Origin of the sequence: Streptomyces sp. cf386, assembly GCF_900103585.1 — a bacterium.
Taxonomy (GTDB): domain Bacteria; phylum Actinomycetota; class Actinomycetes; order Streptomycetales; family Streptomycetaceae; genus Streptomyces.
Genome location: NZ_FNHV01000003.1, coordinates 548,278 through 574,018 on the forward strand (window position 1 = coordinate 548,278; position 25,741 = coordinate 574,018).

22 protein-coding genes are annotated in these 25,741 nt (G+C 68.8%); 4 read left to right on the top strand and 18 right to left on the bottom strand.

The annotated features are described in order from the left end of the window. Window positions 1-158: 158 nt before the first annotated feature. The 15 genes from recQ to BLU79_RS10485 all read right to left on the bottom strand — a co-directional run bounded on the left by recQ (window position 159) and on the right by BLU79_RS10485 (window position 18,345). Window positions 159-2,189 carry a DNA helicase RecQ gene (gene recQ / locus BLU79_RS10415; protein WP_093905524.1) on the bottom strand — a complete coding sequence of 677 codons (2,031 nt, stop codon included), beginning with the start codon at window positions 2,187-2,189 and terminating at the stop codon, window positions 159-161. A 160-nt stretch (window positions 2,190-2,349) separates the two neighbouring features. Continuing rightward, window positions 2,350-3,999, bottom strand: a complete 1,650-nt coding sequence (gene nuoN / locus BLU79_RS10420) for an NADH-quinone oxidoreductase subunit NuoN (protein WP_093905350.1) — start codon at window positions 3,997-3,999, stop codon at window positions 2,350-2,352. Continuing rightward, window positions 3,996-5,567: an NADH-quinone oxidoreductase subunit M gene (locus tag BLU79_RS10425; protein ID WP_093905351.1), complete on the bottom strand. Its 1,572-nt coding sequence runs from the start codon at window positions 5,565-5,567 to the stop codon at window positions 3,996-3,998. The genes nuoN and BLU79_RS10425 overlap by 4 nt, the downstream gene beginning before the upstream one ends. 5 nt (window positions 5,568-5,572) lie before the next feature. Further along, the gene (gene nuoL / locus BLU79_RS10430) at window positions 5,573-7,486 is read right to left on the bottom strand and encodes an NADH-quinone oxidoreductase subunit L (RefSeq protein ID WP_093905352.1); all 1,914 of its coding nucleotides are present in this window, start codon (window positions 7,484-7,486) and stop codon (window positions 5,573-5,575) included. Between the two features lie 15 nt (window positions 7,487-7,501). Further along, window positions 7,502-7,801: an NADH-quinone oxidoreductase subunit NuoK gene (gene nuoK / locus BLU79_RS10435; RefSeq protein WP_003998919.1), complete on the bottom strand. Its 300-nt coding sequence runs from the start codon at window positions 7,799-7,801 to the stop codon at window positions 7,502-7,504. Next, window positions 7,798-8,640 carry an NADH-quinone oxidoreductase subunit J gene (locus BLU79_RS10440; protein WP_093905353.1) on the bottom strand — a complete coding sequence of 281 codons (843 nt, stop codon included), beginning with the start codon at window positions 8,638-8,640 and terminating at the stop codon, window positions 7,798-7,800. Before BLU79_RS10440 ends, nuoK begins: the two co-directional genes overlap by 4 nt. Continuing rightward, window positions 8,637-9,266, bottom strand: a complete 630-nt coding sequence (nuoI, locus tag BLU79_RS10445) for an NADH-quinone oxidoreductase subunit NuoI (protein WP_093905354.1) — start codon at window positions 9,264-9,266, stop codon at window positions 8,637-8,639. Before nuoI ends, BLU79_RS10440 begins: the two co-directional genes overlap by 4 nt. Next, complete coding sequence (nuoH, locus tag BLU79_RS10450) at window positions 9,259-10,623, bottom strand: NADH-quinone oxidoreductase subunit NuoH (RefSeq protein ID WP_093905355.1); 1,365 nt, start codon at window positions 10,621-10,623, stop codon at window positions 9,259-9,261. The genes nuoI and nuoH overlap by 8 nt, the downstream gene beginning before the upstream one ends. Next, a complete protein-coding gene (locus BLU79_RS10455; protein WP_093905356.1) occupies window positions 10,620-13,124 on the bottom strand; it encodes an NADH-quinone oxidoreductase subunit G in 2,505 nt (834 codons plus the stop codon). Before BLU79_RS10455 ends, nuoH begins: the two co-directional genes overlap by 4 nt. After that, window positions 13,121-14,470, bottom strand: a complete 1,350-nt coding sequence (gene nuoF / locus BLU79_RS10460) for an NADH-quinone oxidoreductase subunit NuoF (protein ID WP_093905357.1) — start codon at window positions 14,468-14,470, stop codon at window positions 13,121-13,123. The genes BLU79_RS10455 and nuoF overlap by 4 nt, the downstream gene beginning before the upstream one ends. Beyond that, window positions 14,470-15,342, bottom strand: a complete 873-nt coding sequence (nuoE, locus tag BLU79_RS10465) for an NADH-quinone oxidoreductase subunit NuoE (RefSeq protein WP_093905358.1) — start codon at window positions 15,340-15,342, stop codon at window positions 14,470-14,472. Before nuoE ends, nuoF begins: the two co-directional genes overlap by 1 nt. After that, window positions 15,339-16,661 carry an NADH-quinone oxidoreductase subunit D gene (locus BLU79_RS10470; protein WP_093905359.1) on the bottom strand — a complete coding sequence of 441 codons (1,323 nt, stop codon included), beginning with the start codon at window positions 16,659-16,661 and terminating at the stop codon, window positions 15,339-15,341. Before BLU79_RS10470 ends, nuoE begins: the two co-directional genes overlap by 4 nt. Continuing rightward, the gene (locus BLU79_RS10475; protein WP_093905360.1) at window positions 16,658-17,419 is read right to left on the bottom strand and encodes an NADH-quinone oxidoreductase subunit C; all 762 of its coding nucleotides are present in this window, start codon (window positions 17,417-17,419) and stop codon (window positions 16,658-16,660) included. The genes BLU79_RS10470 and BLU79_RS10475 overlap by 4 nt, the downstream gene beginning before the upstream one ends. After that, window positions 17,416-17,970 carry a NuoB/complex I 20 kDa subunit family protein gene (locus tag BLU79_RS10480; RefSeq protein ID WP_056552623.1) on the bottom strand — a complete coding sequence of 185 codons (555 nt, stop codon included), beginning with the start codon at window positions 17,968-17,970 and terminating at the stop codon, window positions 17,416-17,418. The genes BLU79_RS10475 and BLU79_RS10480 overlap by 4 nt, the downstream gene beginning before the upstream one ends. Window positions 17,971-17,985: 15 nt before the next feature. Continuing rightward, window positions 17,986-18,345, bottom strand: coding sequence for an NADH-quinone oxidoreductase subunit A (locus BLU79_RS10485; protein ID WP_030950624.1), 360 nt, complete (start codon window positions 18,343-18,345; stop codon window positions 17,986-17,988). A 713-nt stretch (window positions 18,346-19,058) separates the two neighbouring features. Here BLU79_RS10485 and BLU79_RS10490 point away from each other — a divergent pair. Beyond that, on the top strand, window positions 19,059-19,892 hold the full coding sequence (locus BLU79_RS10490) for a C40 family peptidase (RefSeq protein WP_093905361.1): 834 nt from the start codon (window positions 19,059-19,061) through the stop codon (window positions 19,890-19,892). Between the two features lie 108 nt (window positions 19,893-20,000). Here the strand turns inward: BLU79_RS10490 and BLU79_RS10495 are convergent, their stop codons facing one another. Then, window positions 20,001-21,827: a hydroxysqualene dehydroxylase gene (locus BLU79_RS10495; RefSeq protein WP_093905362.1), complete on the bottom strand. Its 1,827-nt coding sequence runs from the start codon at window positions 21,825-21,827 to the stop codon at window positions 20,001-20,003. 108 nt (window positions 21,828-21,935) lie between these two features. On the opposite strand from BLU79_RS10495, the gene def reads away from it, so the two are divergent. Then, window positions 21,936-22,577 carry a peptide deformylase gene (gene def, locus BLU79_RS10500; protein WP_093905363.1) on the top strand — a complete coding sequence of 214 codons (642 nt, stop codon included), beginning with the start codon at window positions 21,936-21,938 and terminating at the stop codon, window positions 22,575-22,577. Between the two features lie 7 nt (window positions 22,578-22,584). Here the strand turns inward: def and BLU79_RS10505 are convergent, their stop codons facing one another. Beyond that, complete coding sequence (locus BLU79_RS10505) at window positions 22,585-23,904, bottom strand: geranylgeranyl reductase family protein (RefSeq protein WP_177000959.1); 1,320 nt, start codon at window positions 23,902-23,904, stop codon at window positions 22,585-22,587. A 98-nt stretch (window positions 23,905-24,002) separates the two neighbouring features. On the opposite strand from BLU79_RS10505, the gene BLU79_RS10510 reads away from it, so the two are divergent. Both BLU79_RS10510 and BLU79_RS10515 read left to right on the top strand, forming a co-directional pair. Beyond that, window positions 24,003-24,509: a GNAT family N-acetyltransferase gene (locus tag BLU79_RS10510; RefSeq protein ID WP_093905364.1), complete on the top strand. Its 507-nt coding sequence runs from the start codon at window positions 24,003-24,005 to the stop codon at window positions 24,507-24,509. A 149-nt stretch (window positions 24,510-24,658) separates the two neighbouring features. Beyond that, a complete protein-coding gene (locus BLU79_RS10515; RefSeq protein ID WP_093905365.1) occupies window positions 24,659-24,970 on the top strand; it encodes a PASTA domain-containing protein in 312 nt (103 codons plus the stop codon). A 58-nt stretch (window positions 24,971-25,028) separates the two neighbouring features. Here the strand turns inward: BLU79_RS10515 and BLU79_RS10520 are convergent, their stop codons facing one another. Further along, window positions 25,029-25,724 carry a demethylmenaquinone methyltransferase gene (locus BLU79_RS10520; protein WP_093905366.1) on the bottom strand — a complete coding sequence of 232 codons (696 nt, stop codon included), beginning with the start codon at window positions 25,722-25,724 and terminating at the stop codon, window positions 25,029-25,031. Window positions 25,725-25,741: the final 17 nt, after the last annotated feature.

Sequence of the window (25,741 nt, forward strand, 5' to 3'; positions counted from 1 at the left end):
GAGCAGCGCCAAGCGCCATGAGCGGCCCGCCGAAACGGAGCCACCCATCAAGCAGCGCCCTGTCAGCACCGGGCTGCGCGCCCCACCCCGGCCCACGTCAGCACCGGGCACATGTCAGTCGTCCCCGCTCCCAACCTCCGGGCCCAGTCCCCGGCCCTCTACTCCCAGTCCTCCGGCTCCGCATCCATCTCGGGCCAGTCGTCCGCCCCGGGGTCCGCAGCCGGATCCGACTCGGCCGCCGATCCCGCGCCGGGCTCCCCACGGACCGAGCGCAGCACCTCAAGCACCCCGTCCCCATACGTGGCCAGCTTCTTCTCCCCCACTCCGCTGACGCTCCCGAGCTCCCGCACGGACGCCGGCCACACCGTGACGATCTCCCGCAACGTCGCGTCATGGAAGATCACATACGCCGGAACGCCCTGCTCCCGAGCCTGCTCGGCACGCCAGGCGCGCAGCGCCTCGAAGGCCGGCGCCAGCTCCTCCGACAGCTCGGCCACCGCGGCCTTCGCCTTGCGTTCTCCCCGCCCGGAGCCCGCGGAACCCGACCCCGACGCCGACCGTGAGGCCGCCGGCTTCTTCGGTTCCTTCCGCAGCGGCACCTCCCGCTCCCGCCGCAGCACGGTCCCACTGGCCTCCGTCAGCACGAGCGTGCCGTACTCGCCCTCGACCGCGAGCAGCCCCTGCGCCAGCAACTGCCGGACGACACCGCGCCATTCGCCCTCGCTCAGCTCCTCGCCGATGCCGAACACCGACAGCTGGTCGTGGTCGAACTGAATCACCTTGCCCGTGCGCTTGCCCAGCAGGATGTCGACGATCTGCACGGCGCCGAACTTCTGTCCTCGCTCCCTCTGCAGCCGCACCACCGTCGACAGCACCTTCTGTGCCGCGATCGTGCCGTCCCAGGTCTCCGGCGGGGTGAGGCAGGTGTCGCAGTTGCCGCAGCCCATCGGATCCGGGTCCTGGCCGAAGTAGGCGAGCAGCTGACCGCGCCGGCACTGAGCCGTCTCGCACAGCGCCAGCATCGCGTCCAGGTGCGCGGCGGCCCGGCGCCGGAACGCCTCGTCGCCCTCGCCCGACTGGATCAGCTTGCGCTGCTGTATGACGTCGTTGAGGCCATAGGCCATCCAGGCCGTGGAAGGGAGTCCGTCGCGTCCGGCGCGGCCCGTCTCCTGGTAGTAGCCCTCGACCGACTTGGGCAGGTCGAGGTGGGCGACGAAGCGGACGTCCGGCTTGTCGATGCCCATCCCGAAGGCGATGGTCGCCACCACGACCAGGCCCTCCTCCCGCAGGAACCGGGACTGGTGCGCCGCACGCGTGCCCCCGTCCAGGCCCGCGTGGTACGGCACCGCCTCGATGCCGTTGCGGCTCAGGAACTCGGCCGTCGCCTCCACGGACTTGCGGGACAGGCAGTAGACGATGCCCGCGTCTCCCGTGTGCTCCTCGCGCAGGAAGCTCAGCAGCTGCTTCTTCGGGTCCGCCTTGGGCACGATCCGGTACTGAATGTTGGGCCGGTCGAAGCTCGCCACGAAGTGTCGAGCCGTCGGCATGCTCAGCCGCTCGGTGATCTCCTGGTGCGTCGCATGCGTGGCCGTCGCCGTGAGCGCGATCCGCGGGACGTCCGGCCAGCGCTCGCCGAGCAGCGAGAGCGCCAGATAGTCGGGGCGGAAGTCGTGGCCCCACTGGGACACACAGTGCGCCTCGTCGATCGCGAAGACGGCGATCTTGCCGCGCGACAACAGGTCCAGCGTCGAGTCGAGCCGCAGCCGCTCCGGCGCGAGGTAGAGCAGGTCCAGCTCACCCGCCAGAAACTCCGCCTCCACCACCCGCCGCTCGTCGAAGTCCAGGGTGGAGTTGATGAACCCGGCGCGTACGCCGAGCGCCCGTAGCGCGTCCACCTGGTCCTGCATCAGCGCGATGAGCGGCGAGACGACGACGCCCGTACCCGGTCTGACCAGCGACGGGATCTGGTAGCACAGCGACTTCCCGCCGCCGGTCGGCATGAGCACGACGGCATCCCCGCCGTCCACCACATGCTCGATGACGGCTTCCTGCTCGCCCCGGAAGGCCTCGTACCCGAAGACCCGGTGCAGCGCGGCCAGCGCCTCGCTCCCGCCCGCCCTGCCTGCCCCGGCCGCCTCTGCCGCCTCGGTCACCCTTGGCATCTCCCTGATCCCACCCGTCACACCCATCGCCATGTCCCCCGTACGTCGTCCCTCGACCACTGCATCCACGATAGGGGCCCGCACCGACAGCCCCCGGAGTTATCCACAGGCTCGCGCCCTCCGCAGCACAGCGGCCCGGCACCCCTCGGAGGGAAGCCGGGCCGCCACCGCACTCGCGGGCGCCTCGTCAGCGCACGAACACCGCCGCCTGGCCGGCCAGATCCAGGAAGTACTGGGGCGCCACGCCCAGCACCAGCGTGACCGCCACGCCGACTCCGATCGCGGTCATCGTCAGCGGCGACGGAACGGCGACCGTCGGTCCCTCCGGGTTCGGCTCGCTGAAGAACATCAGCACGATGACGCGGATGTAGAAGAACGCCGCGATCGCGGACGAGATCACACCGACCACGACCAGCGGGCCCGCCCCGCCCTCCGCCGCCGCCTTGAACACGGCGAACTTCCCGGCGAAGCCGGAGGTCAGCGGGATGCCGGCGAAGGCCAGCAGGAACACCGCGAACACGGCCGCCACGAGCGGCGAACGGCGCCCGAGACCGGCCCACTTGGACAGGTGCGTCGCCTCACCGCCGGCGTCACGCACCAGCGTCACCACCGCGAACGCGCCGATCGTCACAAAGGAGTACGCGCCCAGGTAGAAGAGGACGGACGACACCCCGGACGGCGTGGCCGCGATGACACCCGCGAGGATGAATCCGGCGTGCGCGATCGACGAGTACGCCAGCAGCCGCTTGATGTCGGTCTGCGTGATCGCGACGATCGCACCGCCCAGCATGGTGACGATCGCCACGCCCCACATGACCGGCCGCCAGTCCCAGCGCAGGCCGGGCAGGACGACGTACAGAATGCGGAGCAGCGCACCGAACGCGGCCACCTTCGTCGCCGCCGCCATGAACCCGGTCACCGGCGTCGGCGCACCCTGGTAGACGTCGGGCGTCCACATGTGGAACGGCACCGCGCCCACCTTGAACAGCAGCCCCATGACGATCATCGCGGCACCGACGAGCAGCAGCGCGTCGTTGCCCATGGTGTCCGCGAGCGCCGGGCTGACGTCCGGGACCGTGCCGTCGACGACCTGCGCGATCGTCGCGTACGACACGGAGCCCGCGTAGCCGTAGAGCAGTGCGATGCCGAACAGCGTGAACGCGGACGCGAAGGCACCCAGCAGGAAGTACTTGACCGCGGCCTCCTGCGACATGAGCCGCTTGCGGCGGGCCAGCGCACACATGAGGTACAGCGGGAGCGAGAAGACTTCCAGGGCGATGAACAGCGTCAGCAGGTCGTTCGCCGCCGGGAAGATCAACATGCCCGCGACGGCGAACATCAGCAGCGGGAACACCTCGGTGGTGGTGAACCCGGCCTTCACGGCGGCCTTTTCGCTGTCGCTGCCCGGCACGGACGCCGCCTGCGCCGCGAAGGAGTCGACCCGGTTGCCGTGCGCCGCCGGGTCGAGTCGCCGCTCGGCGAAGGTGAACAGGCCGACCAGGCCCGACAGCAGGATCGTGCCCTGCAGGAACAGGGCCGGTCCGTCGACGGCGATCGCGCCCATCGCGGCGATGCCCGCCTTGGTCGTGGCGTACCCGCCGGCCGCCAGCGCGACGACCGCCGCGAAGGCTGCCACAAGCGCCACGACTGAGACGAACACCTGAGCGTAGTAACGGGACTTGCGCGGGACGACCGCCTCGATCAGCACGCCGACGATCGCCGCACCGACGATGATCAACGTGGGCGACAGCTGTCCGTACTCGATCCTCGGCGCGTCGATCTTCGAGATCGGGTCGGCCGCGGTTGTCCACAGGCTGTGGACGGCTGATGCGCTCACTTGGCCGCCTCCACCTCGGGCTGGGGGTCCTTCTTCTGTACGTCGGACATGGTCTGCTGGACCGCCGGATTCACGATGTCCGTCACCGGCTTCGGATAGACGCCCAGGAAGATCAGCAGTACGACCAGCGGGGCGACGACCACGAGCTCGCGCACCCTGAGGTCGGGCATCGCCGAGACCTCTGGCTTCACCGGGCCCGTCATCGTCCGCTGGTAGAGGACGAGGGTGTAGAGCGCGGCGAGCACGATGCCGAAGGTGGCGATGATGCCGATCACCGGATAGCGCGTGAACGTGCCGACCAGCACCAGGAACTCACTCACGAAGGGCGCGAGACCCGGCAGCGACAGGGTCGCCAGACTGCCGATCAGGAAGGTGCCGGCGAGCACGGGCGCGACCTTCTGCACTCCGCCGTAGTCGGCGATGAGCCGCGAGCCGCGCCGCGAGATCAGGAAGCCGGCCACCAGCATCAACGCGGCCGTCGAGATCCCGTGGTTGACCATGTACAGCGTCGCGCCGGACTGACCCTGGCTGGTCATCGCGAAGATGCCCATGATGATGAAGCCGAAGTGCGAGATCGACGCGTACGCCACCAGCCGCTTGATGTCCCGCTGCCCGACCGCGAGCAGGGCCCCGTAGATGATGCTGATCAGCGCCAGGACGAGGATGGCGGGCGTCGCCCACTTGCTGGCCTCCGGGAACAGCTGGAGGCAGAAGCGAAGCATCGCGAAGGTGCCCACCTTGTCGACGACCGCGGTGATGAGGACGGCGACCGGAGCGGTGGCCTCCCCCATCGCGTTGGGCAGCCAGGTGTGCAGCGGCCACAGCGGGGCCTTCACCGCGAAGGCGAAGAAGAAGCCGAGGAACAGCCAGCGTTCGGTGTTCGTCGCCATGTCGAGCGTGCCATTGGCTCGGGCCTCGGCGATCTCCTGGAGGCTGAAGTTCCCGGCGACCACATACAGGCCGATCACCGCGGCCAGCATGATCAGGCCGCCGACCAAGTTGTAGAGCAGGAACTTCACGGCCGCGTACGACCGTTGTGTGGCCGCCGCCTTCTCGCCGTGCTCGTGGGCACGGTCCCCGAAGCCGCCGATGAGGAAGTACATCGGGATGAGCATGGCTTCGAAGAAGATGTAGAAGAGGAAGACGTCGGTGGCCTCGAAGGAGATGATCACCATCGCCTCGACGGCCAGGATCAGGGCGAAGAAGCCCTGCGTGGGCCGCCAGCGGGAACTGCCGGTCTCCAGCGGGTCGGCGTCGTGCCAGCCCGCGAGGATGATGAAGGGGATCAGCAGCGCCGTCAGCGCGATCAGCGCCACCGCGATGCCGTCCACGCCCAGTTCGTACCGGACCCCGAAGTCCGCGATCCAGGCGCGGGATTCGGTGAGCTGGTAGCGGTCGCCGTCCGGGTCGAACCGGACCAGGATCGTGATCGCGAGGGCGAGCGTGGCGAGCGAGACGAACAGCGCCAGCCATTTGGCGACGGTGCGCTGCGCGGCCGGTACGGCGGCCGTGGCGATCGCCCCGATCGCCGGGAGCACCGCCGTGGCTGTCAGCAGAGGAAAGGACATCGGTATCAGACCGCCCTCATCAGCAGGGTCGCGGCGATGAGGACCACCGCACCGCCGAACATCGAGACCGCGTACGACCGCGCGAAGCCGTTCTGCAGCCTGCGCATCCGTCCGGACAGGCCGCCCATCGAGGCCGCCGTGCCGTTGACGACGCCGTCGACCAGGGTGTGGTCGACGTACACCAAGGAGCGCGTGAGGTGCTCGCCGCCGCGTACGAGGACGACGTGGTTGAAGTCGTCCTGGAGCAGGTCGCGCCGGGCGGCCCGGGTGAGCAGCGACCCGCGTGGGGCGACGACCGGGACCGGACGGCGGCCGTACTGGCCGTAGGCGACGGCGACGCCGATGACCATGCACGCGACGGTCGCGCCGGTGACCACGCCCGCGCTGATCGGCGGGTGCCCGTGCTCGAACCCGGTGATGGGCTCCAGCCAGTGCACGAAGCGCTCGCCGATGCTGAAGAAGCCACCGGCGGCCACCGACCCGATGGCCAGCACGATCATGGGGATCGTCATGACCTTGGGCGACTCGTGCGGGTGCGGCTCGTTGCCCTTCTCGTCGGGCTGCCAGCGCTTCTCGCCGAAGAACGTCATCAGCATCACGCGCGTCATGTAGTAGGCCGTGATGGCCGCGCCCAGCAGTGCGCAACCGCCGAGGATCCAGCCTTCGGTGCCGCCCTTGGCGAACGCCGCCTCAATGATCTTGTCCTTGGAGAAGAAGCCGGACAGACCCGGGAAGCCGATGATCGCGAGGTAGCCGAGGCCGAAGGTCACGAAGGTGACCGGCATGTACTTGCGCAGGCCGCCGTACTTGCGCATGTCGACCTCGTCGTTCATGCCGTGCATGACCGAACCGGCGCCGAGGAACAGCCCGGCCTTGAAGAAGCCGTGCGTCACCAGGTGCATGATCGCGAAGACGTAGCCGATGGGGCCGAGGCCGGCCGCGAGGACCATGTAGCCGATCTGCGACATGGTCGAGCCGGCCAGCGCCTTCTTGATGTCGTCCTTCGCGCAACCGACGATCGCACCGAAGAGGAGCGTGACAGCGCCGACGATCGTGACGACCAGCTGGGCGTCGGGCGCCGCGTTGAAGATCGCTCCGGAACGGACGATCAGGTAGACGCCCGCGGTCACCATCGTCGCGGCGTGGATGAGGGCCGAGACCGGGGTCGGGCCCTCCATCGCGTCCCCGAGCCAGGACTGCAGCGGCACCTGGGCCGACTTGCCGCACGCGGCGAGCAGCAGCATCAGGCCGATGGCGGTGAGCCTGCCCTCGCTCGTGTCGGCGACGAGTCCTGCCTCCTCGCCCGTGCCGAGCACCGGCCCGAAGGCGAAGGTGCCGAACCACAGGAACATCAGCATGATCGCGATCGACAGGCCCATGTCGCCGACGCGGTTGACCAGGAAGGCCTTCTTCGCGGCGGTGGCGGCGCTGGGCTTGTGCTGCCAGAAGCCGATGAGGAGGTAGGACGCGAGACCGACGCCCTCCCAGCCGACGTACAGCAGAAGGTAGTTGTCGGCGAGGACGAGCAGCAGCATCGCTGCGAGGAACAGGTTCAGATAGCCGAAGAAGCGGCGGCGCCGCTCGTCGTGCTCCATGTACCCGACCGAGTACAGGTGGATCAGCGAGCCGACGCCGGTGATCAGCAGCACGAACGTGATCGACAGCTGGTCCAGGCGGAAGGCGACGTCCGCCTGGAAGCCCTCGACCGGGATCCAGCTGTACAGGTGGCTCGTCAGGGTCCGGTGTTCGGCGTCCTTGCCGAGCAGGTCGGCGAAGAGGACCACACCGAAGGCGAAGGAGACGAACGACAGGAGCGTGCCGATCCAGTGGCCGACGGCGTCCAGGCGCCGACCGCCGCACAGCAGGAGGGCCGCTCCGAGCAATGGCGCCGCGATCAGCAGCGCAATCAGGTTCTCCACGATTCTTCCGACCCCTTAGAGCTTCATCAGGCTGGCGTCGTCGACCGAGGCCGAGTGGCGGGAACGGAACAGTGACACGATGATCGCGAGCCCGACGACGACCTCGGCGGCGGCGACGACCATCGTGAAGAAGGCGATGATCTGGCCGTCGAGATTGCCGTGCATCCGGGAGAAGGCGACGAGCGTGAGGTTGCAGGCGTTGAGCATCAGCTCGATGCACATGAACACGACGATCGCGTTGCGCCTGATCAGCACGCCGGTGGCGCCGATCGTGAACAACAGGGCGGCGAGGTAGAGGTAGTTGACCGGGTTCACTTCGACGCCTCCTCGGGCCGCTTGAAGGTCGACGGCTCGATCGCGGTCCGCTCCAGCCGTTCCTCCGCACGCTGCTCCAGGGCCCGCAGGTCGTTGAGCGCCTCGGTGGACACGTCCCGGATCTGGCCACGCTCGCGCAGCGTCTTGCTGACCGTGAGGTCGGACGGGGTGCCGTCGGGCAGCAGGCCGGCGATGTCGACGGCGTTGTGCCGGGCGTACACGCCGGGTGCCGGCAGCGGCGGGACGTGCTTGCCCTCGCGCACACGCTCCTCGGACAGCTCACGCTGGGTCTTGGCGCGCTCGGTGCGCTCGCGGTGCGTGAGCACCATGGCGCCGATGGCGGCCGTGATCAGCAGGGCGCCGGTGATCTCGAAGGCGAAGACGTACTTGGTGAAGATGAGGGCCGCGAGGCCCTCCACATTGCCGTTCGCGTTCGCCTGGGCGAGGCCGTTGAACTCCGTCAGGGAGGCGTGTCCGATGCCCCCGACGAGCAGGATGCCGAAGCCGAGCCCACAGAGAAGGGCCAGCCAGCGCTGGCCCTTGATGGTCTCTTTCAGGGAGTCCGCGGCCGTGACGCCGACGAGCATCACCACGAACAGGAACAGCATCATGATCGCGCCGGTGTAGACGACGATCTGCACGATGCCCAGGAAGTAGGCGCCGTTGGCGAGATAGAAGATCGCCAGAATGATCATGGTCCCGGCGAGACAGAGCGCGCTGTGCACGGCCTTCTTCATGAAGACGGTGCACAGGGCGCCGATCACGGCGACGGTGCCCAGGATCCAGAACTGGAAGGCCTCTCCGGTGGAGGTGGAGTAGGCGGCGAGCTGCGCGCTCATGCCTCCACCTCCTCTTCTTCCGCCGCGCCCGAAGGGCTTGCCGATGGATGCAGTTCACCCTTGGAGACGGCGACCTGCTGGACCGTGCCGGGCGCGGCCTCCGTCACCAGACCCCGGTAGTAGTCCTGCTCGTCCGTTCCCGGGTAGATGGCATGAGGGCTGTCGACCATGCCGTCCTCGAGACCGGCGAGCAGCTGCTCCTTGGTGTAGATGAGGTTGGCGCGGCTGGAGTCGGCGAGTTCGAACTCGTTGGTCATCGTCAACGCGCGCGTGGGGCACGCCTCGATGCACAGACCGCACAGGATGCAGCGGGCGTAGTTGATCTGGTAGACGCGGCCGTACCGCTCGCCCGGCGAGTAGCGCTCCTCGTCGGTGTTGTCGGCGCCCTCCACATAGATGGCGTCGGCGGGGCAGGCCCAGGCGCACAGCTCGCAGCCGACGCACTTCTCCAGGCCGTCCGGATGGCGGTTGAGCTGGTGCCGTCCGTGGAAGCGCGGAGCGGTGGTCTTCTGCTGCTCCGGGTACTGCTCGGTCAGCCGCTTCTTGAACATGGCCTTGAAGGTCACGCCGAAGCCGGCCACGGGGTTCTGGAAACCGGGCTTGGTCTCCTTGGGCTCCTCAGCCATCGGACGCCTCCTTTCCATCCAGAGATCCGTCACTCTGAGTATCGGGCCCACCACTGACAATCAGCTCCCGCTCCTGGCGCGAGCGGCGCCGCGGCACCGGCGGAGGCTCCTGTCCGGGCAGTGGCGGTACGGGGAATCCGCCCGCCATCGCGTCGAAAGCGGCAGGTTCCTCGACCGGTTGCCCGCCCGCCTTCGTCCGCTCGCGGAACATGTCCACGACGAAGGAGAGGAGCAGGAGCGTAAGGACTCCACCACCGACGTAGAGGGCAATGTCGGCGAAGTCGTAGTTCTCGTTCCGGAGAGTGCGCACGGTCGCGACGAGCATCAGCCAGACGACGGAGACCGGGATGAGGACCTTCCACCCGAGCTTCATCAGCTGGTCGTAGCGGACGCGAGGCAGCGTGCCGCGCAGCCAGATGAAGAAGAACAGCAGCAGCTGAACCTTGATCACGAACCAGAGCAGCGGCCACCAGCCGTGGTTCGCGCCCTCCCAGAAGGCACTGACCGGATACGGCGCCCGCCAGCCGCCCAGGAAGAGCGTCACCGACACGGCCGAGACCGTCACCATGTTCACGTACTCGGCGAGCATGAACATCGCGAACTTGATCGACGAGTACTCGGTGTTGAAGCCGCCGACCAGGTCGCCCTCGGACTCCGGCATGTCGAACGGGGCGCGGTTGGTCTCGCCGACCATGGTCACGATGTAGATCAGGAAGGAGACCGGCAGCAGGACGATGTACCAGCGGTCCTGCTGCGCCTCGACGATCGCCGAGGTCGACATCGACCCGGAGTAGAGGAACACCGAGGCGAAGGCGGCGCCCATGGCGATCTCGTACGAGATCATCTGCGCACAGGAGCGCAGACCGCCGAGCAGCGGATAGGTGGATCCGGAACTCCAACCCGCCAGCACGATGCCGTAGATGCCGACCGAGGCGACGGCGAGGATGTAGAGCATCGCGATCGGCAGGTCGGTGAGCTGCATCGTGGTGCGCTGGCCGAAGATCGAGATCTCGTTGCCGGCCGGGCCGAAAGGAATCACCGCGATCGCCATGAAGGCCGGGATGGCCGCGACGATCGGTGCGAGGACGTAGACCACCTTGTCCGCGCGTTTGACGATGACGTCTTCCTTGAGCATCAGCTTGATGCCGTCGGCGAGCGACTGGAGCATGCCCCAGGGGCCGTGCCGGTTGGGGCCGATGCGCAACTGCATCCACGCGACGACCTTGCGCTCCCAGACGATGGAGAACAGCACGGTCACCATCAGGAAGGCGAAGCAGAACACCGCCTTGATGACGACCAGCCACCAGGGATCGCGGCCGAACATCGAGAGGTCTTCAGCGGCGAGGAAAGGGCTCATGCCTCCACCTCCTCGGGGGCCTCGGTCGCGAGGGTCGCCGGGCCGATGCGGACGAGTGCGCCGGGCAGCGCCCCGGTATCGGAGGCGACGCCGCCACCGGTGGAGTTGAGCGGGACCCACACCACCCGGTCGGGCATCTCCGTGATCTGCAGCGGGAGTTCGACGACTCCGGCGGGGCCGGTCACGGCCAGTACGTCGCCACTCTTGACGCCGGCCTCGGCGGCCGTGGCGGCCGACACGCGCACGTGGGCGGCGTGCCGCGTACCGGCGAGTGCCTCGTCGCCCTCCTGGAGAAGGCCCTGGTCGAGCAGCAGCCGGTGCCCCGCCAGGACGGCCTCACCGGCGGCCGGTCGCGGCAGTTGCTCGGCGGTCTCCAGGGAGTCGGTGGCCCGCGGTCCGTCCCAGGGCCCGAGCCGGTCGATCTCCGCGCGCGTGGTGCGCAGGTCCGGCAGACCGAGGTGTACGTCCATGGCGTCGGCCAGCATCTGCAGCACGCGCGCGTCGGTCGGGGCGAGGCGGCGGCTCATCTGGTCGGGCTTGAGCGCCGCCTCGAAGAACCGCACCCGGCCCTCCCAGTTGAGGAAGGTGCCGGCCTTCTCGGCGACGGCGGCGACCGGAAGCACGACATCGGCGAGTTCGGTCACCTCGCCGGGCCGCAGCTCCAGGGACACCACGAAGCCGACTTCGGCGAGCGCCTCCCGCGCGCGTGCCGGATCGGGCAGGTCGGCCACCTCGACGCCCGCGACCAGCAGAGCCTGGAGTTCGCCCGTCACGGCGGCCTCGACGATCTGACCGGTGTCACGTCCGTAGCGGAGCGGGACGTCGGCCAGCCCCCAGACGGCGGCGACCTCCTCACGCGCGCGCGGGTCGGTCGCCGGACGCCCTCCCGGCAGCAGCGACGGCAGCGCACCGGCCTCGACGGCACCGCGCTCCCCCGCCCGGCGCGGGATCCACACCAGCTCGGCGCCGGTCGCGGTCGCGGCCCGTACGGCGGCGGTGAGCCCGCCGGCCACAGCGGCCAGCCGCTCACCGACGACGATCACCGCGCCCTCGGTGCGCAGCGCCTCGGCCGCCTGCGCACCGGATCCGTCCAGGCCGACGCCGCTCGCGAGCGCGTCCAGCCACTCGGTCTCGGTGCCCGGGGCGGCCGGCAGCAGCGTGCCACCGGCCTTCTCCAGGCCGCGCGTGGCGTGTGTGGCGAGCGAGAAGACCTTCTGTCCGTGCTTGCGCCATGCCTTGCGCAGCCGCAGGAAGATGCCGGGCGCCTCCTCCTCGGCCTCGAACCCGGCCAGCAGGACGGCCGGTGCCTTCTCCAGGGAGGTGTACGAGACGCCCGTACCGTCGAGGTCACGGCCGTGGCCCGCGACCCGGGCCGCCAGGAAGTCGGCCTCCTCGCCGCTGTGCACGCGCGCGCGGAAGTCGATGTCGTTGGTGTCGAGCGCCACGCGCGCGAACTTGCTGTACGCGTAGGCGTCCTCGACGGTGAGCCGGCCACCGGTCAGGACACCGGTCCGGCCACGTGAGGCGAGCAGTCCCTGAGCCGCGATCTGCAACGCCTCCGGCCACGAGGCCGGTTCGAGATCGCCCTCGGCGTTGCGCACGAGCGGCGTCTGGAGCCGGTCGCGCTGCTGGGCGTAGCGGAAGCCGAACCGGCCCTTGTCGCAGATCCACTCCTCGTTGACCTCGGGGTCGTTGGCCGCGAGGCGTCGCATGACCTTGCCGCGCCGGTGGTCGGTGCGGGTGGCGCAGCCGCCGGAGCAGTGCTCGCAGACGGACGGCGAGGAGACGAGGTCGAAGGGGCGGGAGCGGAACCGGTACGCCGCCGAGGTGAGCGCGCCGACCGGGCAGATCTGGATGGTGTTGCCGGAGAAGTACGACTCGAAGGGGTCGCCCTCACCGGTGCCTACCTGCTGGAGCGCGCCCCGTTCCAGCAGCTCGATCATCGGGTCGCCCGCGACCTGGTTGGAGAACCGGGTACAGCGTGCGCACAGCACGCACCGCTCGCGGTCGAGCAGCACCTGCGTGGAGATCGGGACGGGCTTCTCGTACGTCCGCTTGCGTCCCTCGAAGCGGGACTCGGCGTGCCCGTGCGACATGGCCTGGTTCTGCAGCGGGCACTCGCCGCCCTTGTCGCAGACCGGGCAGTCCAGCGGGTGGTTGATGAGCAGAAGCTCCATCACACCCTGCTGGGCCTTCTCGGCGACCGGCGAGGTGAGGTGCGTCTTCACGACCATGCCGTCCGTGCACGTGATCGTGCAGGACGCCATCGGCTTGCGCTGGCCCTCGACCTCGACGATGCACTGGCGGCAGGCGCCGGCCGGGTCGAGGAGGGGGTGGTCGCAGAAGCGCGGGATCTCGATGCCGAGTTCCTCAGCGGCCCGGATGACCAGGGTGCCCTTGGGCACGCTGATCTCGACGCCGTCGATGGTCAGCGAGACGAGATCTTCCGGCGGGACCGCCGCCTCTCCCCCTCCCGAGGGAGCGCTGGTGGTCACGGTCATGCGTTCACCTCCGTGCGGGAGTCGGCCCAGACCGTCGACTTGGCCGGGTCGAAGGGGCAGCCACGGCCCGTGATGTGCTGCTCGTACTCCTCGCGGAAGTACTTCAGCGAGGAGAAGATCGGCGAGGCGGCACCGTCGCCGAGGGCGCAGAAGGACTTGCCGTTGATGTTGTCGGCGATGTCGTTCAGCTTGTCGAGGTCGCTCATCACGCCCTTGCCGGCCTCGATGTCGCGCAACAACTGCACGAGCCAGTAGGTGCCTTCGCGGCAGGGTGTGCACTTGCCGCAGGACTCGTGGGCGTAGAACTCGGTCCAGCGGGTGACGGCGCGTACGACGCAGGTCGTCTCGTCGAAGCACTGGAGAGCCTTGGTGCCGAGCATGGAACCGGCGGCGCCCACTCCCTCGTAGTCAAGGGGGACGTCGAGATGCTCGTCGGTGAACATCGGCGTCGAGGAGCCGCCGGGCGTCCAGAACTTCAGCCGGTGCCCGGGTCGCATTCCGCCGCTCATCTCCAGGAGCTGGCGGAGGGTGATGCCGAGCGGGGCCTCGTACTGGCCGGGGCTCGCGACATGGCCGCTGAGCGAGTAGAGCGTGAAGCCCGGGGACTTCTCGCTGCCCATCGACCGGAACCACTCTTTGCCCCGATGCAGAATCGCGGGAACCGACGCGATCGACTCGACGTTGTTCACAACAGTTGGGCAGGCATAGAGACCTGCCACCGCAGGGAAGGGGGGACGAAGCCGCGGTTGACCACGGCGGCCTTCGAGCGAGTCGAGCAGTGCGGTCTCCTCACCGCAGATGTACGCGCCCGCGCCCGCGTGCACGGTGAGTTCGAGGTCGAGGCCACTGCCCAGGATGTTCTCGCCGAGGTAGCCGGCCGCGTAGGCCTCGCGCACGGCCTCGTGCAACCGCCGCAGAACAGGGACGACTTCACCACGCAGATAGATGAAGGCATGCGAAGACCTGATGGCATAACACGCGATGACAATGCCCTCGATGAGGCTATGCGGGTTCGCGAAGAGGAGCGGAATGTCCTTACAGGTTCCGGGCTCCGATTCGTCGGCGTTGACAACTAGATAGTGCGGTTTTCCATCACCCTGGGGAATGAACTGCCATTTCATTCCCGTCGGGAATCCCGCGCCGCCGCGCCCGCGCAGACCTGAGTCCTTGACGTACGCGATCAGGTCGTCCGGCGACATGGCGAGCGCCTTGCGAAGTCCCTCGTATCCTTCGTGCCTTCGGTAGACGTCCAGCGTCCAGGACCTGTCCTCGTCCCAGAAGGCCGACAGCACGGGTGCGAGCAGCTTCTCGGGGCTCGTGTCTTTCAGCTCGGGTGCCAAGGTCATCACTCCCCCTCCTCGGCGGTAGGCCCTGCCGGATGGGCGGGGTCGGATGCCGATGTGTCCTGCGGCGCGTCATGCGAACTGAGGTGTTCGGTCGGTGACGGCTCGTGCACCGCACCGTCCTGCGGCTCCTCGTGGGGGCCGCCCTCCCGCGGATGGACCACGCGCGCGGGTGCGGTCTCTCCCCTGGCCAGGCGGAGGCCCACCAGCGACGCCGGTCCCGCACTGCCGCTCTCCTCGACGGCCCCGGGCCGCTCGTCGGGGAAGCCGGCCAGAATCCGCGCGGTCTCCTTGAAGGTGCACAGCCGGGCCCCGCGCGTCGGCTCGACGGGCCTGCCCTCGCGCAGGTCGTCGACTAGGCGCTTGGCGCTGGAGGGGGTCTGGTTGTCGAAGAACTCCCAGTTGACCATCACGACCGGCGCGAAGTCGCAGGCCGCGTTGCACTCGATGTGCTCCAGGGTGACCTTGCCGTCGTCGGTGGTCTCGCCGTTGCCGACGCCCAGGTGGTCCTGGAGCTCCTCGAAGATCGCGTCACCGCCCATCACCGCGCACAGGGTGTTGGTGCAGACACCCACCTGGTAGTCACCGCTCGGCTTGCGCCGGTACATGGTGTAGAAGGTGGCGACCGCGGTGACCTCGGCCGTGGTCAGGTGCAGCATGTCCGCGCAGAACCGCATCCCGGTGCGCGTGACATGCCCCTCCTCCGACTGCACGAGGTGCAGCAACGGCAGGAGGGCGGACCGGGAGTCCGGGTAGCGGGCGATGACGTCGCGCGCGTCCCTCTCGAGCCGCTCTCGAACGTCGTCCGGGTAGCCGGGCGCGGGCAGTTCGGGCATGCCCAGGCTGACGCCCCGCTCAGAAGAAGAGGTGGTCACCGGTCGACGCCTCCCATCACGGGGTCGATGGACGCGACGGCGACGATGACGTCGGCGACCTGGCCGCCCTCGCACATCGCCGCCATGGCCTGCAGGTTGGTGAAGGACGGGTCCCGGAAGTGGACCCGGAAGGGACGGGTACCGCCGTCGGACACGGCGTGCACCCCGAGTTCGCCCTTGGGCGACTCGACGGCCGCGTACGCCTGTCCCGGCGGGACGCGGAAGCCCTCGGTGACCAGCTTGAAGTGGTGGATCAGGGCCTCCATGGAGGTTCCCATGATCTTCTTGATGTGGTCGAGGGAGTTGCCGAGCCCGTCCGGTCCCAGGGCGAGCTGGGCGGGCCAGGCGATCTTCTTGTCGGCGACCATGACCGGGCCGGGCTGGAGCCGGTCCAGGCACTGCTCGACGATCCCGAGCGACTGGCGCATCTCCTCCAGGCGGATCAGGAAGCGCCCGTAGGAGTCGCAGGTGTCGGCGGTCGGGATCTCGAAGTCGTAGGTCTCGTAGTCGCAGTACGGCTGCGACTTGCGCAGGTCGTGCGGGAGACCGGTGGAACGCAGGATCGGGCCGGTCGCGCCGAGGGCCATGCAGCCGGCCAGGTCGAGATAGCCGATGTCCTGCATGCGGGCCTTGAAGATGGGGTTCCCGGTGGCGAGCTTGTCGTACTCCGGGAGGTTCTTCTTCATCTTCTTCACGAACTCGCGGATCTGGTCCACCGCGCCGGGCGGCAGGTCCTGGGCGAGTCCGCCGGGCCGGATGTACGCGTGGTTCATGCGTAGGCCCGTGATGAGCTCGTAGATGTCGAGAATCATTTCACGATCACGGAATCCGTAGATCATGATCGTGGTGGCGCCGAGTTCCATACCGCCGGTGGCGATGCACACCAGGTGGGAGGAGAGCCGGTTCAGCTCCATCAGGAGCACCCGGATGATCTTGGTGCGCTCGGTGATCTCGTCCTCGATACCGAGGAGCTTCTCGACGGCGAGACAATAGGCGGTCTCGTTGAAGAACGACGTCAGGTAATCCATGCGCGTCACGAACGTGGTGCCCTGCGTCCAGGTCCGGTACTCGAGGTTCTTCTCGATGCCGGTGTGGAGATAGCCGATGCCGCAGCGGGCCTCGGTGACCGTCTCGCCGTCGATCTCCAGGATCAGGCGGAGCACCCCGTGGGTGGAGGGGTGCTGGGGACCCATGTTGAGGACGATGCGCTCGTCGTCGGCGCGGGCCGCGGCCTGGACGACCTCGTCCCAGTCGCCACCGGTGACCGTGTATACGGTGCCCTCGGTGGTCTCACGGGCAGATGCTGACTGCGTGCTCACGAGTACGACCTCCGCTGGTCCGGAGCCGGGATCTGGGCGCCCTTGTACTCGACGGGGATGCCGCCGAGGGGGTAGTCCTTGCGCTGCGGGTGGCCCTGCCAGTCGTCCGGCATCATGATCCGCGTCAGCGCGGGGTGACCGTCGAAGACGATGCCGAAGAAGTCGTACGTCTCGCGCTCGTGCCAGTCGTTCGTCGGATACACGGAGACGAGCGACGGGATGTGCGGGTCGCTGTCGGGGGCGCTGACTTCGAGGCGGATCAGCCGGTTGTGGGTGATCGAGCGCAGGTGGTAGACGGCGTGCAGCTCGCGCCCCTTGTCGCTCGGGTAGTGGACGCCGCTGACGCCGGTGCACAGTTCGAAGCGCAGGGCCGGGTCGTCGCGCAGGGTGCGGGCGACGCGGACCAGGTGCTCGCGTTCGACGTGGAAGGTGACCTCGCCGCGGTCGACGACCGTCTTCTCGATGGCGTTGTCGGGCAGGAGGCCCTGTTCCTCCAGCGCGCCCTCGAGTTCGTCGGCGACCTCGTCGAACCAACCGCCGTAGGGGCGGCTCGCCGGTCCCGGGAGCCGCACCGAGCGGACCAGGCCGCCGTAACCGGAGGTGTCGCCGCCGTTGTTGGCGCCGAACATGCCGCGCTGGACGCGGATCTCCTCGCCGCCCTGGCCGCGCTGGCCGGGGAGGTTGGAGGAGGACAGGTCCTTCTCGGGGTTGACCCCGTTCGACCCGTTCGCCCCGTTGGTGCCGTTCGCGTCACTCACCGCAGCAGCCCCTTCATCTCGATCGTGGGCAGGGCCTTGAGCGCCGCTTCCTCCGCCTCGCGAGCCGCCTCCTCGGCGTTCACGCCGAGCTTGGAGGTCTGGATCTTCTGGTGAAGCTTGAGGATGGCGTCCAGCAGCATCTCGGGCCGTGGCGGGCAGCCGGGGAGATAGATGTCGACCGGAACGATGTGGTCGACGCCCTGCACGATCGCGTAGTTGTTGAACATGCCGCCCGAGGAGGCGCAGACCCCCATGGAGATCACCCACTTGGGGTTCGGCATCTGGTCGTAGACCTGCCGGAGCACCGGCGCCATCTTCTGGCTGACCCGGCCGGCGACGATCATCAGGTCGGCCTGGCGCGGGGATCCGCGGAAGACCTCCATGCCGAAGCGCGCCAGGTCGTAGCGGCCGGCGCCGGTGGTCATCATCTCGATGGCGCAGCAGGCGAGGCCGAAGGTGGCCGGGAAGACAGACGCCTTGCGCACCCAGCCCGCGGCCTGCTCGACGGTGGTCAGCAGGAATCCGCTCGGCAGCTTTTCTTCGAGTCCCATGTCGTTAAAGGCCCCTCAGTCCCATTCCAGGCCGCCGCGCCGCCATACGTACGCGTACGCGACGAAGACGGTGAGCACGAAGAGCAGCATCTCCACGAGCCCGAAAATCCCCAGGGAGTCGAAGGTGACGGCCCAGGGGTAGAGGAAGACGATCTCGATATCGAAAATGATGAAGAGCATCGCCGTCAGGTAGTACTTGATGGGGAAGCGCCCGCCGCCGGCCGGCGTGGGGGTCGGCTCGATACCGCACTCGTAGGCCTCGAGCTTGGCCCGGTTGTATCGCTTCGGACCGATCAGCGTGGCCATGACCACGGAGAAGATCGCAAAGCCTGCCCCGAGGGCTCCCAGTACGAGGATGGGCGCATACGCGTTCACCGCTCCTCGCTCCTCTCAGTCGGCACTGACTGCTGGCGGTTGCACTGGGCTCACAGCCGCCCCACCGATCCCACGAGCCCCGCTCGTCCCGGCGAAGATCGAGAACATGTGAAGCAGGTCACAAGCCCAACTGCCTCGCATCTTATGCCCGCCGCTCTGTGATCTGCGACACGGGGTATTACACAAGCTTTGTGATCTCCACCACCTGACGAAGGATCATGAAGCCGGATGAGCGGTGATCTTCATACGAGAAGCGTCCGAGTGATCACCAGAGGTGACATTTTCGCTCGTCGGCGCAGCTCGGAGGGTGCTTCTCCATATCAAGAGAGTTCTCTTGCATGCAAATTGGTGCTGGACGGGGGGTCTTGGTAGAGGAGCCCGTTCACACCCCGGAGGGAGCTTTGAAGCGAGATGTGGACACGTGCACGCGTTCACGAGCGACACGGGGCGGGATTCGGCACGGGACGCGCACGGTCTCGTAATCGTTGCGTGACCTCCACCACATCAATGAGAGACCTCTGAGAACCGGGCTTGGCCACCGGTCCTAACAAGTGGTAGGTGCTGGGCAATACGGACTTAATGATGAAAGGCCGTGATCACGGGCGTGTTGGGGTGCGTCCACAATGTCCGTTACGGCGTCAATAAAGGGCGGCGTTCAGGGGAATTGGGGCGGCCATTGAACAACTGTGGCGCAGCACACGTTCCTTGAAGGTATGGAGGAGCCCCTGATACCGGTTGTTCTCATGTCCCACACCGCTCACATACGTAGCCACCGGAAGCCCCGCCGCAGCGCGTCGTCGTCCATAGCGATGCGTGCCGGAGTTGCCGGTGGCGTCCTCAGCATGGCAGCGGCGGGTGCGTCGGCCACGGCGAACGCCGCCGAGCCGGTGACCCAGACCATCGAACTGCCCACCCTCACGGGTGACCTGGCGGACCAGCTCGCCCAGTCCGCGGACGCCACTCAGCTGGCGGCGGCGAACTACGAGCTCGACGCCGAGCGCGACGCGGCCGCCGCGGCTGCGGCCAAGGAAGCCAAGAAGGACCTCGCTGAGGCCGAGAAGAAGGCCGAGGCGAAGAAGAAGGCCGAGGAGGCCCGTAGGGCCGCCGCAGAGGCCGCCGCCTCGCGCAGCACGGAGCGGGCCACCCTGTCCGCCTCCGCGTCCACGAGCACCAACGTGGCCGCTCCCGCCAGCGGCAGCGTCGGGACGGTCATCTCCTTCCTCCAGGCACAGGTGGGCGACGCGTACGTCCTGGGTGCCACCGGCCCCAACGCATGGGACTGCTCCAGCCTGGTCCAGGCCGCGTTCAAGCAGGTCGGCGTCGACCTGCCGCGGGTCTCGCAGGACCAGTCGATGGCCGGCACCGACATCCCGCTCTCGCAGGTCCAGGTCGGCGACATCCTCTACTGGGGTGGCAAGGGCTCCGCCTACCACGTGGGCGTCTACATCGGGAACGGCCAGTACCTGGACGCGGCGAACCCGTCCAAGGGCGTCGTCATCCAGGACCTTTCCGGGTACCCGGCGTCGGGCGCGGTGCGCGTGCTCTGACGTACGGTCGTACGCAGGCGTACGGAAGGGGCCGCAGCCGCTCGGGGGCAGCGGCCCCTCCGTCCTTTCCTGGGCGATCCTCCGCCCGGTCCCGGGTGACCCTCCGCCCTACCCGAGGTCGAAGGTGTTGGGCAGGCCCAGCTTGTGGCGCACCTCGTCGATCCGCTTGAGGGGTTCCAGCTCCGGGGGCCGGTAGAGCTCCCAGATCTCACAGCGGTCGGCGCCCGAATTGTCCGCGTCCAGGAGCGCGTTGACCGCGAGGCGGGCCGACTCGTTGGCGCCCTCCATCGTCGCCAGGTCCACGTCGGTGCGGACGTAGTCGCCCGCGAGGAAGAAGTTCGGGACCTTTGTGCGGGCCGTGGGGCGGTTGTAGAGCGTGCCCGTGGGGTGGATGAGGAGTTGCTCGCGGTTCTGCGGGTCGGGGCCGCCCAGGCCCGTCACCGCCGGGTCCATGAACCAGCCTAGGCGGTCTTCGTCCCGGAGCGTGGTCTTGCCGGCGTCGTTGAGGCCGTCCTTCAACTGGGCCCAGAGTTCGGCGACGACCTCCTCCTTGGTGCACTCCTTGGCCGTCTTGCCGTAGAGGATGCCCGGCTTGTCCCACTCCGAGATGATGGCGGAGAGGCAGTCGTGGGCGCGGCCGTCGCCGTAGTCGCCCGAGAAGTCCCGTCCGTCCCAGAATTGGGCCTGGCCGATGCCGGTCACCGACCACGGTGAGTCGAGGCAGTTGATGTGGCCGTGCACGACGGGTGTGGGCGTGCGCAGGTAGAACATCACGCCGGTCATCCAGTCGGTCTGGAGGGCGTCACAGCGCGCGAGCTGCGGGTCCGCCGCGCGCAGGGCCGGTCCCCACGTCACGCGCGCGTGCTCGACCGGGAGCGCGGAGATGTAGTGGTCGGCGGTGACGGTGCGTTCGTCGCCGCCGTCGCGGGCCGAGACGCGGACGCCGGTCACGCGGGCGCCGTCGTGGAGGACCTCGCGGACCTGGGCGCCGTGGACGAACTCGACGCCGAGGGAGCGCAGGTGGGTGTCCCAGGGGTCGATCCAGGCCTCGCTGGTGGGGGCGTTGAGGATGCGGTCGACATCGGCGTCGCCGTCCATGCCGCGGCCGAGCAGGCCCCACAGCAGCAGGGCCTCGATGATGACCCGGCCGACGGTCCGGGTGGACGCGACCTCCGCGCGCGTGGCGACGAGGTTGCGGGTCTGGCCGATGCCGAGGAGGGTCCGGTACTCGTCGCTCATCTCCTCGGCGCGGATGAAGTCCCACCACGCGACCTTCTCCCACACCTCCTCGCGTCGGGCGTCGCAGCTGGTGAGGTGGACGAGGAGGCGGTCGGCGAAGTAGGCCGCCTCGTGGGCGGGGAGGCGGGTGCCGAGGTCCAGCACCGAGAGGACCTGATCGCGGATCCAGCCGAGGGTGAGGTCGCCGGGGCGGGGCGGGGTGGTGGCGCGGCGGAGCGGGAAGTGTAGGTCGGGGCGGCCGCCTGCGCGGGCGAACAGGGCCTCGGTGCCGCTGACGAGGTTGTCGTGGACGCCGCCTGCGTTGCCGGTGACGGGGATGCGGCGCATCGTGTCCGGCAGGTTCCGGTAGAAGCCGGGGAAGAAGCGGAAGCCGTGCTCGGCGGGGAGGTCCGCGCGGCCACCGGCGGCCGTGCCGGGGACGGGCATCGAACGGGCCTTGCCGCCGAGGGTGTCGTAGTACTCGTAGACGGTGACGGCGTAGCCGCGTTCGGCGAGTTCGTGGGCGGCGCTCAGTCCGGAGACTCCGCCGCCGAGGACGGCGACGTGCTTGCCGGACGCGGCCCGCGCGCTGCCCGCGGGCCATAAGGCGAGGGCGCCGGCCACTCCCCCGGCACCGGCCAGGAAGCGTCTGCGGGAGTGGCCGGATCGCGTGTGACCTGTCTTCTCCTGGGGCTCCTGCGTGTGTTCTGTTGTCATGAGTCCCGGAGGGTAGGGAGGGTTCGCCGAGGTCGGAAGCCTGTTTCACGCCCGGCCACAGCATCCTCACAACCCGCGACGAGAGAAAGACAGAAGGGGAGAAAAGCGATGCCCAGCGTTTTCGTGCAAGGCAGGCCCGTGGAGTCGTATCCGCCGCTCGCGCCCGAGGCCCGGCGCGGTTCGGTGCGCAGGATCACCGAGGTGGGTGAGCAGGTGCTGCACAAGCCGTGCCGGGACGTGACCGAGTTCGGGCCCGATCTCGCCGCGCTCATCGGCGACATGTTCCTGACGATGTACATCGCCGACGGAGCGGGACTCGCGGCGAACCAGGTCGGCGTGGATCTACGGCTGTTCGTGTACGACTGCCCGGACGACGACGGGGCCCGGCATGTCGGGCACATCGTCAATCCGGTGCTTCAGCCCCTCGATGCCTCGGGCAGGAGGCTCCTCGACGACACCGAGGGCTGCCTCTCCGTCCCGGGCGCGGTGATGGACGTACCGCGTCCGGACCGGGCCGTGGTGCGCGGGTTCGACAAGGACGGGGAGCCGCTCGTGATCGAGGGCACCGGGTACTTCGCCCGCTGCCTCGCACACGAGGCGGATCACTGTGACGGGCAGGTCTATCTGGACCGGCTCTCCAAGCGGGAGCGCAAGGACGCGCTGCGGCAGGTGGCGGACCGGCGGGACGAGGTGTTCGCCCGCCGGGCCGCCAACGTCGAGGCCCTCAGTAAGGCCCGGCCGACCGGCTGACCGGCGGCTAGGCCTTCGGCGCCACCTTGCTGAGGCCGTTGATGATGCGGTCCATCGCGTCGCCGCCCGTCGGGTCGGTGAGGTTCGCGAGGAGCTTCAGCGTGAACTTCATCAGCAGCGGGTGGGTCAGGCCGCGCTGGGTCGCGATCTTCATGACCTTCGGGTTGCCGATGAGCTTCACGAAGGCGCGGCCCAGCGTGTAGTAGCCGCCGTAGGTGTCCTTCAGCACGCGCGGGTAGTGCTGGAGGGCGAGTTCACGGCCGCCTGGCGTGGAGCGGGCGTGGGCCTGGACGATGACGTCGGCGGCGATCTGGCCGGACTCCATGGCGTAGGCGATGCCCTCGCCGTTGAAGGGGTTCACCAGGCCGCCGGCGTCGCCGACCAGCAGCAGGCCCTTGGTGTAGTGCGGTTGGCGGTTGAAGGCCATCGGCAGGGCGGCGCCGCGGATGGGGCCGGTCATGTTGTCCGGGGTGTAGCCCCAGTCCTCCGGCATGGAGGCGCACCAGGCCTTCAACACCTCGCGCCAGTCCAGCTCCTTGAAGGAGTCGGAGGTGTTGAGCACACCCAGGCCGACGTTGGACGTGCCGTCGCCCATGCCGAAGATCCAGCCGTAGCCGGGCAGGAGGCGGTCCTCGCCGGGGCCGCGGCGATCCCAGAGCTCCAGCCAGGACTCCAGGTAGTCGTCCTCGTGGCGGGGGCTTTCGAAGTACGTCCGTACGGCCACGCCCATCGGGCGGTCCTCGCGGCGGTGCAGGCCCATCGCGAGGGAGAGGCGGGTGGAGTTGCCGTCGGCGGCGACGACCAGGGGCGCGTGGAAGGTGACCTCGCGCTTCTCCTCGCCGAGCTTGGCGTGGACGCCGGTGATACGGCCGGTGCGGTCGTCGATGATCGGGGCGCCGACGTTGCAGCGCTCATAGAGCCGGGCGCCCGCCTTCTGCGCCTGGCGGGCGAGTTGCTCGTCGAAGTCGTCGCGCTTGCGGACCAGGCCGTAGTCGGGAAAGGAGGCGAGATCGGGCCAGTCCAGCTGGAGGCGCACACCGCCGCCGATGATGCGCAGGCCCTTGTTGCGGATCCAGCCGGCCTCCTCCGAAATGTCGATGCCCATGGCCACGAGCTGTTTGACCGCGCGCGGGGTCAGGCCGTCACCGCAGACCTTCTCCCTCGGGAACTCGGTCTTCTCCAGCAGGAGTACGTCGAGGCCGGACTTGGCCAGGTGGTACGCCGTGGTGGCGCCGGCCGGCCCCGCGCCCACGACGATCACATCGGCGGCGTTCTCGGAGAGGGGCGAGGAGAGAGGTGAGGAGACGGGCTCGGTCACGTCGGTCACGGCGGGATCTCCCCAAGTTCGAAATCTGTGTGCCGACCGGCACTGGACATGGGCAGTCTATTCAGCAGCATTGATCACCCGGCTGAAGGGCTGCCTCCGTGAACCGAGTTCTCCCTGTCGTACGGCTCCGTGTCCCCACCGACGAGGACGCCGTCGCCTGGCACCGGATCTTCGCCCACCCGGATGTCATGGAGTTCCACGGCGGCAGGGCCGCGGAGCTGTCGGTCTACGAGGAGCTCACCGCCCGCCAGCGGCGGCACGACGCCGAGCGCGGGTACTGCCTGTGGACCATGCTCGACGAGGACGGGCAGGCCATCGGCTTCACCGGCGCACAGCCGTGGGAGCGGGAGTGGGGTCCCACGGGCGAGATCGAGATCGGCTGGCGGCTCGGGCGGGAGCACTGGGGCCAGGGGTATGTCACGGCGGCGGCGCGCATGACGCTGGAGCGGGTGCGGGCGGCGGGGGTGCCGAGCGTGGTGGCGATGGTCGACGCCCGCAACGCGCGGTCGATCGCGGTGACTCGGCGGCTGGGGATGGAGCTGGCCGAGGTGTTCACCACCCCGGACGCCCGGCACCAGGGTCACTGCTACCGGCTCGATCTGTGACCGCGGAACCGTAACTTCAGCTTCAGTCACCCTGAGTGATCGACTGCTACAGAAAGGTACTTGACGCTTCCGGACGGTACCCCCGGGCGGTTACCCTGCCAGTACCGCTGGGGGTGACATCTGTGCGTATAACACCCAAAACGCCCGAGGTGCGCGTACCGAAGCTCGTCGGACTGATGGCCATGGACGCGCGCGAGGCCGCGAAGTCGCACGGCCTGGTCCTCAACACGCCGGACCGGGCCGACTTCCACCTCACGGTCGTCGACTACGTCGTACGCCAATATCCCCAGCCCGGTGCCGAGGTGCCGAGGGACTCAATGGTCTACATCTGGTTCGACTTCGGCGAGGGCGAAGGCGGCGGAGGGGTGCGCGAGCCACGCATCCCGCGGCCGCCGGGGGGCGGGCTGCAGCGCGAGCTGGACGAGCCCGGGGACCCTTACGTCGTCGTCAGCTCTGCTTGAAGCCCGGCGCTCAGCTCTGCTTGAAGCCCGGCGCTCAGCTCTGCTTGAAGCCCGGCGCTCAGCTCTGCTTGAAGCCCCGGTGCAGGGTGACCACCCCGCCCGTCAGATTCCGCCACGCCACCTTCGTCCAGCCCGCCTTGCGCAGGTGCTCGGCGAGGGCGGGCTGGTCGGGCCAGGCGCGGATGGACTCGGCGAGGTAGACGTAGGCGTCGGGGTTGGAGGACACGGCGCGCGCGACCGGGGGCAGGGCGCGCATCAGGTACTCCGTGTAGACCGTGCGGAAGGGCGCCCAGGTCGGGTGCGAGAACTCGCAGATCACGACCCGGCCGCCGGGCCGCGTCACCCGGTACATCTCGCGCAGGGCGGCGTCGTAGTCCTGGACGTTGCGCAGCCCGAAGGAGATCGTCACGGCGTCGAAGGTGTCGTCCTTGAACGGCAGCCTCGTCGCGTCGCCCGCCGTGAACGGCAGCCAGGTGTGCTTGCGCTTGCCGACCTGGAGCATGCCGAGGGAGAAATCGCAGGGGACGACGTACGCCCCGCTCTGCGCGAAGGGCAGCGAGGAGGTGCCCGTCCCGGCGGCCAGGTCGAGGACCTTCTGCGCGGGGCGGGCATCGACGGCCTTCGCGACCTCCTTGCGCCATCTGCGGTCCTGGCCGAGCGACAGCACGTCGTTGGTCAGGTCGTACCGTTCCGCCACGTTGTCGAACATCGAGGCGACTTCGTGCGGCTGCTTGTCCAGGGATGCGCGGGTCACGGGCCCATTGTGGCAGT

What these genes read in the sequence shown, in the direction of transcription:
- recQ (WP_093905524.1), bottom strand. Translation starts at nt 2,189, where the DNA reads ATGGGTGTGACGGGTGGGATCAGGGAGATGCCAAGGGTGACCGAGGCG.
- BLU79_RS10425 (WP_093905351.1), bottom strand. Translation starts at nt 5,567, where the DNA reads ATGTCCTTTCCTCTGCTGACAGCCACGGCGGTGCTCCCGGCGATCGGG.
- BLU79_RS10440 (WP_093905353.1), bottom strand. Translation starts at nt 8,640, where the DNA reads ATGAGCGCGCAGCTCGCCGCCTACTCCACCTCCACCGGAGAGGCCTTC.
- nuoI (WP_093905354.1), bottom strand. Translation starts at nt 9,266, where the DNA reads ATGGCTGAGGAGCCCAAGGAGACCAAGCCCGGTTTCCAGAACCCCGTG.
- nuoH (WP_093905355.1), bottom strand. Translation starts at nt 10,623, where the DNA reads ATGAGCCCTTTCCTCGCCGCTGAAGACCTCTCGATGTTCGGCCGCGAT.
- BLU79_RS10455 (WP_093905356.1), bottom strand. Translation starts at nt 13,124, where the DNA reads ATGACCGTGACCACCAGCGCTCCCTCGGGAGGGGGAGAGGCGGCGGTC.
- nuoF (WP_093905357.1), bottom strand. Translation starts at nt 14,470, where the DNA reads ATGACCTTGGCACCCGAGCTGAAAGACACGAGCCCCGAGAAGCTGCTC.
- BLU79_RS10480 (WP_056552623.1), bottom strand. Translation starts at nt 17,970, where the DNA reads ATGGGACTCGAAGAAAAGCTGCCGAGCGGATTCCTGCTGACCACCGTC.
- BLU79_RS10490 (WP_093905361.1), top strand. Translation starts at nt 19,059, where the DNA reads ATGGAGGAGCCCCTGATACCGGTTGTTCTCATGTCCCACACCGCTCAC.
- BLU79_RS10495 (WP_093905362.1), bottom strand. Translation starts at nt 21,827, where the DNA reads ATGACAACAGAACACACGCAGGAGCCCCAGGAGAAGACAGGTCACACG.
- def (WP_093905363.1), top strand. Translation starts at nt 21,936, where the DNA reads ATGCCCAGCGTTTTCGTGCAAGGCAGGCCCGTGGAGTCGTATCCGCCG.